Here is a 13,843-nt window from a genome sequence, read left to right as displayed (position 1 = left end):
AGGTGCCCGCGCTAATTCTCCTTTTTTGCTGATTCTTTTCAGGATGCGCCGTCAATTATGAATTTGTTGAAATCGCTGGCAGCGGTCAGTTCTATGACCCTGTTTTCCCGCGTACTGGGCTTTGCCCGTGATGCCATTGTGGCGCGGGTGTTTGGCGCCGGAATGGCGACCGATGCGTTCTTTGTTGCGTTTAAACTGCCCAATCTGCTGCGGCGTATTTTTGCTGAAGGTGCATTTTCTCAGGCTTTCGTGCCGATTCTGGCTGAATACAAAAGTAAGCAGGGCGAAGAGGCGACCAGACTCTTCCTGGCTTACGTCTCGGGCCTGCTGACGCTGGCGCTGGCGCTGGTCACCGTGGCGGGCATGATCGCTGCGCCCTGGGTCATCATGGTCACGGCGCCCGGCTTTGCTGACAGTCCCGATAAGTTCGCGCTGACCAGCTCGCTGCTGCGGGTAACCTTCCCCTACATTATGCTGATTTCGCTGGCGTCGCTGGCGGGTGCGGTACTCAACACCTGGAACCGTTTCTCGGTGCCAGCCTTTGCGCCGACTCTGCTGAACGTGAGTATGATTGGTTTTGCGCTGTTTGCTGCGCCGCACTTCCATCCACCGGTGATGGCGCTGGCCTGGGCCGTGGTGGCTGGCGGCGTACTGCAACTTGGCTATCAGCTGCCGCACCTGAAGAAGCTGGGGATGCTGGTGCTTCCCCGCCTGAATCTGCGTGATGCGGGTGTCTGGCGGGTTATGCGTCAAATGGGGCCTGCCATTCTGGGCGTTTCTGTCAGCCAGATTTCCCTGATCATCAATACCATCTTCGCCTCGTTCCTGGTCTCAGGTTCAGTCTCCTGGATGTACTATGCTGACCGTCTGATGGAGTTTCCCTCTGGTGTGCTCGGCGTGGCGTTGGGCACTATTCTGCTGCCATCGCTGGCTAAAAGTTTTGCCAGTGGCAACCATGATGAATATTCCCGACTAATGGACTGGGGTCTGCGCCTCTGCTTCCTGCTGGCCCTGCCCAGCGCCGTAGCCCTGGGTATGCTCTCCGGCCCGCTGACCGTGGCACTGTTTCAGTACGGTAAATTTACCGCTTTTGATGCATTGATGACGCAGCGTGCCCTGATTGCTTACTCTGTCGGCCTGATGGGACTGATTGTGGTTAAAGTGCTGGCACCGGGATTCTATTCCCGTCAGGACATCAAAACGCCGGTTAAAATCGCGATTATTACTCTGATCATGACGCAGGTAATGAACCTGGCGTTTATTGGTCCGCTGAAACATGCCGGTCTGTCACTGTCGATTGGTCTGGCAGCCTGTCTCAATGCGTCGCTGCTTTACTGGCAGTTGCGTAAGAAGAATATCTTTAACCCGCAGCCAGGCTGGAGCAGCTTCCTGATCCGCCTGCTGGTCGCGGTGGTGGTCATGGCTGGTGCACTGTTCGCCATGCTGCAGTGGATGCCCGCATGGGAGCAGGGCCCGATGCTGTGGCGACTGCTGCGTCTGGCGGCGGTCTGTGCAGTTGGCGGCGGGGCCTATTTCCTGGCGCTGGGGCTGCTGGGCTTCCGGTTGCGCGACTATGCTCGGCGCACGACTGTGTAAGGTTTGCAGCCATGAGAAATTCAATGTGCAGGGAACGGGGGCATAGGAGGAAAGCGTCCCACGCCATGGACAAAAACGCCGGGAGCGTTTTTGAACAACGCGAAGCGTTGGCCCGGCAACGGGCGCACCTCAGGGATGAGGTGCGTAATCGCGTGGGCCGAGCGTGTCATGGATGACAGCTTTTGCGTCTTTCCGATCTGACCCGGTTCCCTGTACAGGCACAATCTCAAAGCGAATCGTGATAAAGAAAATAACGCACCAATAAAAAAATCCCGCACCTGGCGGGATTTTTTACGCTACTTTTCGACTCAGGCTTTACGGCTTAACGTCGCCTGGCCTTTACCCATCCCATCCGGGCCATAAAAGGCCTGCGTCTGATGCGGCTTCAGCACTTCAAGTGCATTTTCGGTGTAACGAATCTGATGTTGCAGCAGCAGGCCATTGTGGACATTGGCATCCTGCAGACGACGGGAATGCTGCTGGATCGTATCCCAGCGGCGAGCCATGTCGTTCTGACCACGATAAGGTGCTGATGTCGCCTGACTCTGTTCAGCGGCGCGACGCATCTCATCCAGATAGTTGAGCGTACTGAGCAGCGCGCTTTTATCTTCGGTGATACGCTGCAGCAGGTTGCTGTTAATGCTGCCCGCTGCCAGCTGCTGCTGCTCTTCTTCCAGCACGGCTGACAGCGATGCCAGCACGTCCTGCATCTTATCTAATGTGGTCTGCAAATTACTCATGGGAATTAGTTACCCTCTAAATACGCCTTGGTGTCGGCAATCAGCGCATCGGCGATTTTGCCGGTATCCATCTTCAGTTCGCCATTACGAATGGCGGTTTTCAGTTGTTCAACGCGCTCGACGTTAATATCTTTGCTGCTCGGCTGCATCAATTGCGCCTGCGCGCTGCTCAGGCTGACCTGGGCTGCTGCAGGGGTCGTGGCGGCTGCCACCGGGCTGGCGCTCTGGCGCACTTTGCTGTTACCGGACTCACTGCTATCGCGGCTCTGTACGGTGCTGGCGGGTTTCAGCGGTTGCGTTCTGTCAATGCTCATATTCGGGCTCCTGTACGGTCAGGGGGAAGTCTGCCACCTGAATCATAATAGCGTTATCGCTTTGTTGATTCTTCTATCGGCAGCACTTAGGGCTTCTTTAACACTTTACAGCGTTATAAGAATATTCCCATCCTCCCGGACCTTACCGCTGACAACCTGGCCATTTCCCATACGGACACGGACCGACTGCGAACGGGCGGCATTGTTCAGCGCCTTGCCCTCACCGCTGGCGTCAAATCCATCACCGCTGGCAATCACCATCACATTCTGACCCGCCTTAACCCGCCACGGCTGACGCAGCGTGGACGGATTAATCGGCTGTCCGGGCTGAATATCGCGCAGCACCACAGCATCGGCGACCGAGTCCGCATTCAGCAGGGCGCGGGCGGGCAGGGTGTCCAGGCGGCCGGTCTGCAGCGTGAAATCACTCTCGCTAACGCTACTGCCCTGACTCAGCAGCCGGTTCGCCACCAGATAAGAGCCGGTGACCTGGACCTGTACCTGGATATAACGGCGATTCTCACCGCAATTTGCCGCCACGCTCATATTGCCCCACAACCGGCTGTTGCCGGGCAGCGTGAACTGTGGCGCCTCACAGGCTGGCCACTGTTCTTTCGGCGTGCGAACCACTACGACCATGCCAGCAGCATGCTGGGCGTCACGCGCTTTAAAAAATTGATTCAGTTGTGCATTGAGATCCCCGGCAGAAGCTGGCAGGGCAATCACGACCAGCAGACTGGTCAGCAGGGTCAGATATCGACGCATTGTGCATTTCCTCACTGATGATGGCGACGAGTGTAACCTTTAAGAAAAATCCTCAATTGTCAAAATAGCGGTCATTTAAGTCGCTATTCAGACGATGACGTCTTGCTTTTTCAAATTAAGCTGCGAGCTCGAAATTCTCATACGCGGAGGAAACATGCTCGACAAACTGGATGCGGCGCTGAAATTTGGTACGGAGGCCCTCAACCTGCGTGCTCAACGTCAGGAGATCCTGGCGTCAAATATTGCCAACGCCGATACCCCTGGATATCAGGCCCGGGATATCGACTTTGCAAGCGAGCTGAGTCGGGTGATGTCCAATGGTCGTGCGGAAGGCAGCAGCATGGCGCTAAAAGTCACGTCAGCCCGGCACATTGAAGCACAGACAAACGGCGCACCATCGATGGATATGCTTTATCGCATTCCCGATCAGCCTTCTGCCGACGGCAACACCGTAGATATGGACCGTGAGCGTACGCAGTTCGCGGATAACAGCCTGAAATATCAAACCGACCTCACCCTCATCAGTAGCCAGATCAAAGGCATGATGAGCGTGTTACAAGGGCAATAATTATGGCCTTGCTGAATATTTTTGACATTGCCGGCTCAGCGATGACCGCGCAATCACAGCGATTAAACGTCAGTGCCAGTAACCTGGCGAACGCCGACAGCGTCACCGGCCCAGATGGTAAGCCTTATGTTGCTAAGCAGGTGGTCTTCCAGACCGATGCGGCACCCGGCTCCGCCACCGGCGGTGTGAAAGTGGCAAAGATCGTGGATGATCCCACACCCGCGAAGCTGGTGTATGACCCGGGCAATCCCATGGCTGATGCCAAAGGCTACGTGAAGATGCCGAACGTGGATGTGGTTTCTGAAAGCGTCAACACCATGTCGGCGTCACGCAGTTACCAGGCCAACGTTGAAGTGCTCAACACCGTGAAGTCGATGATGATGAAAACCCTGACCCTTGGGCAATAACGGAGAAAATTTATGGCTATCGCGGTAGGCGTTAACGACAAGCTGGACCCCACGGTTCTTAGCTCTTCTAACACCAGTGGCACGGGCAACAATGCACAGGATCTGCAGAACCAGTTCCTGACCATGCTGGTGACGCAGTTAAAGAACCAGGATCCTACGAATCCTATGGATAACAGCCAGCTCACCACGCAGCTGGCACAGATCAATACCCTGAGCGGCATTGAAAAACTGAATACCACGCTGGGATCGATCTCCGGCCAGATCAACACCAGCCAGTCACTGCAGAGCTCCACGCTGATTGGGCATGGCGTAATGGTCAATGGCGGACAGATTCTGGTCGGCAAAGGCACCACGACGCCATTTGGCGTTGAACTGGCCTCTGCCTCAACCGGCGCAACCGCCACCATTACAGATGCCAATGGCTCGGTAATCAACACCGTCGATCTGGGCGCGCTGAGCGCGGGCGTGCACACCTTCTCGTGGGACGGCAAGCTCACCGATGGCTCCGTTGCGCCAGATGGTAAATACAGCGTTGCGATTGCCGCAAGCAATGGCAACACACAACTGGTGGCACAACCGCTTAACTACGCCTACGTCAATGGGGTGAGTACAGCGAACAACACCACAAAACTGGATCTCGGCACCATGGGCTCCGCCACCCTTGACGACGTACGTCAGATTCTCTGATTAACCTGTAGACAGGAAACAAACACATGTCATTTTCCCAAGCGGTCAGCGGCCTTGGTGCTGCTTCAAGTAACCTTGATGTCATCGGTAACAACATTGCTAACTCCGCCACTGCGGGCTTTAAATCGAGCACCATCGCGTTTGCCGATATGTTTGCCGGTTCTAACGTCGGCCTCGGCACCAAAGTCGCTGCGGTAATCCAGAACTTTAACGATGGCGCGACCACCACCACCAGCCGTGGCCTGGACGTTGCGCTGAGCGGTAACGGTTTCTTCCGTATGACCGACAGCAGCGGCGGCGTCTTCTATTCACGCAATGGCCAGTTAACGCTGGATGCCAACCGTAACCTGGTCAACACCCAGGGTCTGAACGTGACCGGCTATCCGACCAGCGGTTCACCGGCTACCATCCAGGCAGGTGCTAACCCGGTTGCACTGCGTATTCCTACTGAGCAGATGCCCGCCCGCGCGACTACCACCGCCGGTCTGGTTGCCAACCTGAACTCAACGGATACCACGCCATCCGTGCCTACCTTCTCGACGGCGAACGCAGACAGCTACAACAAGAAAACCACGGCCACCGTGTTTGACTCGCAGGGTAATGACCACGCGCTCGACATGTATTTCGCGAAAGACACCGCCAGCAACAGCTGGACCGTGCGCACCATTGATGCCAATACCGGCCTTTCAGCGGGCGATTTCAGAATGGCGTTTGACACCAGCGGTAAGCTGACCAGCGTCTCTAAACTGAATGCAAACGGTACGGTAGCGAGCACCACCACCGATGGCACGGTTGGCCTGACGTTGAACGTGGGCGGTGCCAATGGCGCGGTCGCCAATCAGCCCATCACTATGAGCATGCTGGGCAGCCTGCAGCAGAACACTGGCGCCACCAACTTTGGCAGCCCGACCCAGGATGGTTATGCCCCTGGCGATCTGACCAGCTACGCGATTAATAATGATGGCACCATCACTGGCAGCTACTCAAACCAGAAAACCCAGTTGCTGGGTCAGATCGTCCTGTCGAGCTTCTCGAACCCGGAAGGTCTACAGTCGAAAGGCGATAACGTCTGGCAGGCGTCAAGCGCATCCGGTCAGGCAGCCATTGGTCTGGCTAACACCGGCACCTTTGGTTCACTGACCGCCGGCGCACTGGAATCTTCCAACGTCGACATGAGTAAAGAGCTGGTGAACATGATCGTGGCGCAGCGTAACTATCAGGCGAATGCGCAGACCATCAAAACTCAGGACCAGATTCTCAACACGCTGGTTAACTTACGTTAATTCGCTAACAGGATTGCCATATGGATCACGCGATATATACCGCGATGGGCGCGGCCAGCCAGACGCTGGATCAGCAGGCGGTGACCGCCAGCAACCTCGCCAACGCCTCTACACCGGGTTTTCGTGCGCAGCTGAATGCGCTGCGCGCAGTGCCGGTGAGCGGCTGGTCGCTGCCGACCCGTACGCTGGTCGCCGCCTCTACACCCGGCGCCGACATGAGTCAGGGCGCGATGGATTACACCGAGCGTCCGCTCGATGTGGCGGTGCAGCAGGATGGCTGGCTGGCGGTACGCACCGCTGACGGCAGCGAAGCCTACACGCGTAACGGCAATATGCAAATCAGTCCGACCGGTACGCTGACGGTTCAGGGCAATCCTGTGATGGGCGATGGCGGTCCGATTGTGATCCCGCAGGGCACTGAAATCACCATTGCTGCTGACGGTTCGATCACCGGGCTGAATGCCGGTGATTCCCCGAACGCCACGGTCCAGCTGGGCAAGCTGAAGCTGGTCAGGGCAACCGGGCAGGAGCTGCAGCGCAGTGATGACGGCATGTTCCGTCCTACTGCGTCGACGCAGGCGACCCGCGGAGCCGCGTTACAGGCGGATCCCACCATGCAGGTTATGCCTGGCGTACTGGAAGGCAGCAACGTCAAACCGGTAGAAACCATGGTCGATATGATCGCCAACGCCCGACGTTTTGAGATGCAGATGAAAGTCATCACCAACGTCGACGAAAATGAACAAAAAGCCAACCAGCTCCTGAGCATGGGCTGAGGCACGAGGATAACAACATGATTCGTTCTTTATGGATCGCTAAGACCGGTCTTGATGCGCAGCAGATGAACATGGACGTCATTGCCAACAACCTGGCAAACGTCAGCACCAACGGCTTTAAGCGTTCACGTGCCGTGTTCGAAGACCTGATGTACCAGACCATGCGCCAGCCGGGCACCCAGTCATCAGAACAGACGACGCTGCCATCGGGTTTGCAGATTGGTACCGGTGTCCGTCCGGTGACGACGGAGCGTCTGCATACTCAGGGCAACCTGTCGCAGACCAGCAACTCGAAAGATATCGCCATTAATGGCCAGGGTTATTTCCAGATTCAGATGCCGGATGGCACCTCGGCTTATACCCGTGACGGCGCGTTTCAGGTTGATCAGAACGGCCAGCTGGTGACCAACTCCGGCTTCCCGGTGCAGCCAGGCATTACCATTCCCGCTAACGCCACCAGCATTACGGTGTCGCGTGACGGTGTGGTCAGCGTGACGCAGCAGGGTCAGGCTCAGGCCGCGCAGGTTGGTCAGTTAACCCTGAGCACCTTTATGAATGATGCCGGTCTCGATAGCGTGGGTGAAAACCTCTACAAAGAAACACAGGCATCGGGCGCACCGACAGACAGCACCCCAGGCCAGAACGGCGCGGGTCTGCTCTATCAGGGCTACACCGAAACCTCAAACGTTAACGTAGCGGAAGAGCTGGTCACCATGATCCAGACGCAGCGTGCCTACGAAATCAACAGCAAGGCGATCAGCACTTCCGATCAGATGCTGGCGAAATTAACGCAGCTTTAATCCCGAACAGGGCCAGCCCGTGCTGGCCTGAATGACAGACATTAATAAGGTCGTGACACCGTGGCGAAGCAACAGATTCTCAAGCCTGGACATTGGTTAGTCGCCTCGTTGCTGCTAACTCTTAACGGATGTGCTCTGGTCCCGCGTACCCCGCTGGTCGAAGGTGCAACCACAGCGCAACCTATGCCGTCCGCGCCACCGGTGGTCAACGGCTCCATATTCCAGGGCGTCGCGCCGCTTAACTACGGCTATCAGCCGCTGTTTGAAGATCGTCGTCCGCGTAACATCGGCGATACCCTGACCATTACGCTGCAGGAAAACGTCAGCGCCAGCAAAAGCTCCTCGGCCAGTGCCAGCCGCGATGGCAGCAACAGCCTGGGTATAACCGGGGTGCCGACAGGCCTCGCCGGTCTGGTCGGTGCAGGTGGCGAAAAAGCCAATCTCAGCGCCGAAGGCAAAAACGATTTCGCAGGTAAAGGCGGCGCATCTGCCAATAATACCTTTACCGGCACCATTACCGTCACCGTGGACCAGGTATTGTCAAACGGCAACCTACACGTGGTGGGCGAAAAACAGATCGCCATTAATCAGGGCACGGAGTTCATTCGCTTCTCGGGCGTGGTCAATCCGCGCACCATCAGCGCCAGTAACGCCGTGTTATCTACCGCTGTCGCCGATGCACGTATTGAGTACGTCGGAAATGGTTATATCAATGAGGCGCAGACCATGGGCTGGTTCCAGCGTTTCTTCCTGAACATCTCGCCGATGTAAGAGGTTTCAATGAAAAAGTTAACGCTGTTACGCGCCGGGCTGGCGCTGCTGCTGGGCGTCAGTCTGCTGGCCAAAGCCGATTTGATTCGTGATTTAACCACCGTACAGGGCGTGCGTGACAACCAGCTGCTGGGCTACGGCCTGGTGGTGGGTCTGGATGGCACGGGTGACCAGACCACCCAGACGCCATTTACTACGCAGACAGTGAGCAACATGCTGTCACAGCTGGGTATTACCGTGCCTGCCGGCACCAACATGCAGCTGAAAAACGTGGCGGCCGTCATGGTCACCGCCAAACTGCCTTCGTTTGCCCGTCAGGGACAGACGCTGGATGTGGTGGTCTCCTCGCTGGGTAACGCCAAAAGCCTGCGTGGTGGCACGCTGTTAATGACGCCGATGAAAGGGGTTGATAACCAGGTTTACGCGCTGGCGCAGGGTAATATTCTTGTCGGCGGTGCCGGTGCATCAGCAGGCGGCAGCAGTGTTCAGGTTAACCAGCTGAACGGTGGACGTATCACCGGCGGGGCAACCGTAGAGCGTGAACTGCAGAGCAACTTTGGTACGCAGAACACCATCAACCTGCAGCTTAACAGCGAAGATTTCTCAATGGCACAGCGTATTGCTGATGCAATCAACGCCCGTGGCGGTTACGGCGCGGCACAGCCGCTGGATGCCCGTACTGTGCAGATCCGCGTGTCACCTAATAATGGTGCGCAGGTGCGCCTGCTGGCTGAGATCCAGAACATTAATGTGTCGATTCCGGTAGAAGATGCCAAAGTGATCATCAACTCCCGTACCGGCTCAGTCGTTATGAACCGTGAAGTGACGCTGAATCAGTGTGCGGTAGCCCAGGGCAACCTGTCGGTGACGGTTAACCAGCAACAGAACGTGAGTCAGCCTGATACACCGTTGGCCGGTGGTCAGACGGTCGCGACGACGCAGACGCAGATCGATCTGCGCCAGACCGGCGGTGCGCTGCAACGTGTTAACGCCAGCGCCAACCTGAATAACGTGGTGCGTGCACTGAATGCGCTGGGTGCGTCACCAATCGAACTGATGTCGATTCTGCAGTCGATGCAGAGTGCCGGCTGTCTGCGTGCCAAACTGGAAATTATCTGATGGCTGACATGCAATCTCTGACAAGTTCGGCTTTTGACAGCCGCTCCCTGAATGAACTGAAACGCCAGGCCAGCAACGATCCGAAAGCACATGCGTTGCAGGTCGCGCGTCAGGTCGAAGGGATGTTTGTACAAATGATGCTGAAGAGTATGCGCGAGGCGTTGCCGCAGGACGGGATTATGGGCAACGAACAGACCAAACTTTTCACCTCAATGTATGATCAGCAGATTGCACAGGAGATGGGTAAGCGCGGCCTTGGCCTGGCGGAAACCATCGTCAAACAGATGCAGCCTGCCACCGCGCCGGATGAAAAAGCCGGTACGGTGCCGATGAAGCTGGATAACAGCTTTATTCTCAGCACCAGCGGGGCAAAACCCATGGCCGCGGAGCAGCTGGAGCAGATTGTGCGTAAGGCGATGCCGCGTCTGCCGCCGGTTGCGTCACCCACAGGCCTGCCCAGCGACAGCCGCGAGTTCATCGCTCAGCTGACGCAACCGGCGCAGGCTGCCAGTCAGCAGAGTGGCATTCCGCATCACCTGATTCTGGCGCAGGCTGCGCTGGAGTCGGGCTGGGGCCAGCGTCAGATCCTGACCCGCGACGGCAAACCGAGCTACAACGTGTTCGGGATTAAAGCCAGCGGCGACTGGAAAGGTGACACCACCGATATCATGACTACCGAATATGAGCAGGGTGAAGCGAAGAAAGTCCGTGCCAGCTTCCGTGTTTATAACTCCTACTTCGAGGCGCTGACAGACTACGTCAAACTTCTCACCAAAAACCCACGCTATGCGGCGGTGACCAATGCCACATCTGCAGAGCAGGGCGCGCAGGCATTACAGGCGGCAGGATATGCCACCGATCCGAAATATGCGCAAAAGCTGGTGGGAATGATTCAGCAATTCAAAAGTATGGGCGACAAAGTCGTCAAAGCGTACAGCCAGGATATGGGTGACCTGTTCTGATCATTGCGCCTCAAGTTTCACTTAAGCAAGCCGATAACATCCCTATAGCCAGATGCGTTTTCGCCTGCTGGCGCCCACTTTGATGTCTGCCAGCCCGGTTAACGGGGAACGTAAGGAACCGAGATGTCCAGCATAATTAACTCCGCGATGAGCGGACTGAGTGCCGCGCAGGCCGCTCTGAGCACCACCAGTAACAATATTTCCAATTACACCGTGGCTGGCTATTCACGTCAGACCACGGTCCTGGCGCAGGCAAACAGTACCCTGCAGGGCAACAGCTATTATGGTAACGGCGTGAATATCACCGGTGTACAACGTGAATATGATGCATTTATTGCCACGCAGTTACGCGGTTCCAGCGCGAACTACAGCGCGGTAAGCACCCAGCACAGCCAGATTTCAAACATTGACGATCTGCTGTCGACTTCGACGACCAGCCTGTCAACCTCGCTGCAGGGCTTCTTTACTAACCTGCAGAACGTGGTCAGCAATGCCAACGATCCGTCAGCACGTCAGTCAATGCTCAGCAATGCACAGGGTCTGGTCAGCCAGTTCCAGACCTCGGCGCAATACCTGAACAATATGCAGAACAGCGTCAATGCAGACGTCGGTTCCAGCATCAAGCAGGTCAACACCATTACCAGCCAGATCGCCGATCTGAACAAGCAGATTGGCAAACTGAGTACCGCTAACGGTGCCGCTCCTAACGATCTGCTTGATAAGCGTGATCAGCTGGTGAATACCCTGAATAACGTAGTTGGCGTCACAGTGTCGCAGCAGGATGGCGGCTACACGGTCTCCATGGCGAATGGCCTGACGCTGGTAAACGGCGACAAATCTCACGATCTGGTGGCGATGCCTTCCAGCAGCGATCCGACACGCACTACTATCGGCTATGTCGATAAACAGGCGGGCAACGTCGAGATTCCGGAAAAGCTGATCACCACCGGCTCGCTGGGCGGTCTGCTGGCATTCCGTAGTCAGGATTTGGATCTGGCGCAGAACCAGCTGGGTCAGTTAGCAGCTGCGTTTACGACCAGCTTTAACGATGTTCACAAGCAGGGCTTCGACAGTAACGGCGATCAGGGTGTTGATTTCTTTAATATCGGCAGCCCGCTGGTGGTAAGCAACAGTAAAAACAGCACCGCCGCCTCCGTTACCGCTGAATGGACCGATACCAGTGCGCTGAAAGCGACCAACTATAACGTCAGCTTTGATGGCACTAACTGGAGCGCCACGCGTGCCTCTGACAGCACCGCTGTGACCATTGCACAGGTTAAAGACGCCAGCGGCAAAACCACGCTGAGCTTTGATGGCCTGAAGCTGACCGTTCCCGGCACGCCTGCACCGGCTGCTAAAGACAGTTTTCTGGTGAAGCCGGTCCAGAACGTGATCAACGACATGTCCGTCGCGATCACCAATGAATCTCAGGTGGCCGCAGCAGGTGCCGTTGGCGGTGAAAGTGATAACCGTAATGCGCAAAAACTGCTGAGTCTGCAGGATGCGAAGCTGGTCGGTGGCAACGCCACGCTGTCGCAGGCTTACGCGGCTATCGTCAGTACCGTGGGTAACAAAACCAGTTCACTGCAGACCACCAGCGATACACAGAAAAGCGTGGTCAGTCAGCTGACCCAACGTCAGCAATCGGTCTCAGGCGTAAACCTTGATGAGGAGTACGCCAACCTGACTAAATATCAGCAATATTATATGGCTAATGCGCAGGTGCTGCAGACCGCCAGCACCGTGTTTAATGCATTGATCAATATTCGCTAAGGGCAGGAGATAACATGCGAATCAGTACAAATATGATTTTTGAGCAGCAGGTGCGTGGCATCACTGACTCACAGGCCTCCTGGCTGAAAGTGGGCGAGCAGCTCTCCAGCGGCCGCCGCGTAACTAACCCTTCGGACGATCCCATTGCGGCGTCACGCGCTGTGGTGTTGACCCAGACTCAGCAGCAGGGTAAACAGTTTGCGCTGGCGCGGACGTTTGCCGAACAGGGTTTGTCACTGGAAGATAATACGCTGAAAGGCGTAACCAATGGGATCATTGCGGCGCAGGGACTGATCGTTAACGGTTCAACCGGAACGCTGAGCGACGATGACCGTGGTTCGATTGCCACTCAGCTGGAGGGCATTCGCGCCCAGTTGCTGAACCAGGCAAACAGCAAAGATGCCAATGGACGCTATATTTTTGCCGGTTATAAAACCGACAGCGCGCCGTTTGTTGATACGGCAGGCACCGGCGTCAGCTACACAGGCGGTAACGAGGCAATCACCCAGAAGGTCGACACCAGTCGTACCATGACCGTGGCGCATACCGGTGACAGCATCTTTATGTCGATCACCGGCAATGCCACCAAAGAGCCGGATGGCAGCGCCAGCGAAACCAATGTGTTTACGATGCTGGACAGTGCCATTGCGGCACTGAAGGTGCCGCAGGATAACGCAGACGCCGCAACCAAACAGACCTTCCAGGATGCGATGGATAAAACTAACCGTGGTCTGGGTAATGCGCTGAATAATGTTTCAAAAGTGGTTTCTGAAATTGGTACTCAGCTTGGCGAGATTGATACGCTGAATGCCCAGGGCGATGACCGCAGTGTGATCTATAACTCGCAGATGAGTGACCTGGTTAACGTAGATTTAACCGAGGCGGCGTCCAGCTATACCATGCAGCAGACAGCCCTTCAGGCGTCGTACAAGACCTTTACTGATATGTCCAAGATGTCACTGTTCCAGATGAATTCGTAGTCTGACCTGAAATTTTAGGCGTACTTTAACCGGATGCGCTTACTTTTCCCCACTCTCCCGATAAAGGAGGGTGGGATTTTTTTTGCCTGCGATTCGGCTGCTGGCGGGCGGGAACATTAGCTTTTAAACCAGGTTCTGTGACAGCGGAAAATAATTCGCATGGTTATCCTGCTTTCACGTATTCACCGCACGGACTCCGGAATCACCCACCACAGCCCAATGGCCCAATAGCCCAACAGCCCAACAGCCCAACAGCCCAACAGCCTACCTGCCGAAATGCCGGAGTAAACCTTCGTTGTTGC

The 13,843-nt window shown here is 56.1% G+C and carries 15 protein-coding genes; 12 read left to right on the top strand and 3 right to left on the bottom strand.

Translation table 11 applies throughout. From position 1 onward, the window contains the following. The first annotated feature begins 57 nt into the window (after positions 1-57). Positions 58-1,596 carry a murein biosynthesis integral membrane protein MurJ gene (gene murJ, locus IAI47_RS12185; protein WP_003849898.1) on the top strand — a complete coding sequence of 513 codons (1,539 nt, stop codon included), beginning with the start codon at positions 58-60 and terminating at the stop codon, positions 1,594-1,596. A 308-nt stretch (positions 1,597-1,904) separates the two neighbouring features. Here the strand turns inward: murJ and flgN are convergent, their stop codons facing one another. From flgN to flgA, 3 genes are all read right to left on the bottom strand, one after another. After that, on the bottom strand, positions 1,905-2,336 hold the full coding sequence (flgN, locus tag IAI47_RS12180) for a flagellar export chaperone FlgN (protein ID WP_003849895.1): 432 nt from the start codon (positions 2,334-2,336) through the stop codon (positions 1,905-1,907). A 5-nt stretch (positions 2,337-2,341) separates the two neighbouring features. Continuing rightward, positions 2,342-2,650 carry a flagellar biosynthesis anti-sigma factor FlgM gene (gene flgM, locus IAI47_RS12175; RefSeq protein WP_003849894.1) on the bottom strand — a complete coding sequence of 103 codons (309 nt, stop codon included), beginning with the start codon at positions 2,648-2,650 and terminating at the stop codon, positions 2,342-2,344. A 105-nt stretch (positions 2,651-2,755) separates the two neighbouring features. After that, a complete protein-coding gene (gene flgA / locus IAI47_RS12170) occupies positions 2,756-3,415 on the bottom strand; it encodes a flagellar basal body P-ring formation chaperone FlgA (protein WP_008925924.1) in 660 nt (219 codons plus the stop codon). Between the two features lie 154 nt (positions 3,416-3,569). Here flgA and flgB point away from each other — a divergent pair, with 154 nt between their 5' ends. The 11 genes from flgB (at position 3,570) to flgL (ending at position 13,541) form a co-directional block, all read left to right on the top strand. Beyond that, positions 3,570-3,983, top strand: coding sequence for a flagellar basal body rod protein FlgB (flgB, locus tag IAI47_RS12165; protein WP_003849889.1), 414 nt, complete (start codon positions 3,570-3,572; stop codon positions 3,981-3,983). Between the two features lie 2 nt (positions 3,984-3,985). Continuing rightward, positions 3,986-4,390, top strand: coding sequence for a flagellar basal body rod protein FlgC (gene flgC / locus IAI47_RS12160; protein ID WP_008925925.1), 405 nt, complete (start codon positions 3,986-3,988; stop codon positions 4,388-4,390). 12 nt (positions 4,391-4,402) lie between these two features. After that, a complete protein-coding gene (gene flgD, locus IAI47_RS12155; protein ID WP_003849885.1) occupies positions 4,403-5,077 on the top strand; it encodes a flagellar hook assembly protein FlgD in 675 nt (224 codons plus the stop codon). Positions 5,078-5,103: 26 nt separating this feature from the next. Then, positions 5,104-6,360 (top strand): flagellar hook protein FlgE, encoded by a 1,257-nt coding sequence (gene flgE, locus IAI47_RS12150; RefSeq protein WP_187961138.1) that lies wholly within the window; start codon positions 5,104-5,106, stop codon positions 6,358-6,360. A 20-nt stretch (positions 6,361-6,380) separates the two neighbouring features. Continuing rightward, positions 6,381-7,136 carry a flagellar basal body rod protein FlgF gene (locus tag IAI47_RS12145; protein WP_008925926.1) on the top strand — a complete coding sequence of 252 codons (756 nt, stop codon included), beginning with the start codon at positions 6,381-6,383 and terminating at the stop codon, positions 7,134-7,136. Between the two features lie 17 nt (positions 7,137-7,153). After that, positions 7,154-7,936: a flagellar basal-body rod protein FlgG gene (flgG, locus tag IAI47_RS12140; RefSeq protein WP_003849881.1), complete on the top strand. Its 783-nt coding sequence runs from the start codon at positions 7,154-7,156 to the stop codon at positions 7,934-7,936. Between the two features lie 60 nt (positions 7,937-7,996). Then, positions 7,997-8,707: a flagellar basal body L-ring protein FlgH gene (locus IAI47_RS12135; protein WP_008925927.1), complete on the top strand. Its 711-nt coding sequence runs from the start codon at positions 7,997-7,999 to the stop codon at positions 8,705-8,707. A 9-nt stretch (positions 8,708-8,716) separates the two neighbouring features. Then, a complete protein-coding gene (locus tag IAI47_RS12130; RefSeq protein WP_003849879.1) occupies positions 8,717-9,826 on the top strand; it encodes a flagellar basal body P-ring protein FlgI in 1,110 nt (369 codons plus the stop codon). Further along, positions 9,826-10,788 carry a flagellar assembly peptidoglycan hydrolase FlgJ gene (gene flgJ / locus IAI47_RS12125; RefSeq protein ID WP_003849878.1) on the top strand — a complete coding sequence of 321 codons (963 nt, stop codon included), beginning with the start codon at positions 9,826-9,828 and terminating at the stop codon, positions 10,786-10,788. Before IAI47_RS12130 ends, flgJ begins: the two co-directional genes overlap by 1 nt. Before the next feature lie 123 nt (positions 10,789-10,911). Continuing rightward, complete coding sequence (gene flgK, locus IAI47_RS12120; RefSeq protein ID WP_008925928.1) at positions 10,912-12,561, top strand: flagellar hook-associated protein FlgK; 1,650 nt, start codon at positions 10,912-10,914, stop codon at positions 12,559-12,561. Between the two features lie 14 nt (positions 12,562-12,575). After that, entirely contained in the window at positions 12,576-13,541 is a 966-nt protein-coding gene (flgL, locus tag IAI47_RS12115) for a flagellar hook-associated protein FlgL (RefSeq protein WP_003849876.1), read from the top strand. Positions 13,542-13,843 lie beyond the last annotated feature (302 nt).

The sequence above is a fragment of the Pantoea sp. MT58 genome (assembly GCF_014495885.1).
GTDB classification, from domain to species: Bacteria; Pseudomonadota; Gammaproteobacteria; order Enterobacterales; family Enterobacteriaceae; genus Pantoea; species Pantoea eucalypti.
This window is presented reverse-complemented; position numbering and strand designations above follow the sequence as displayed.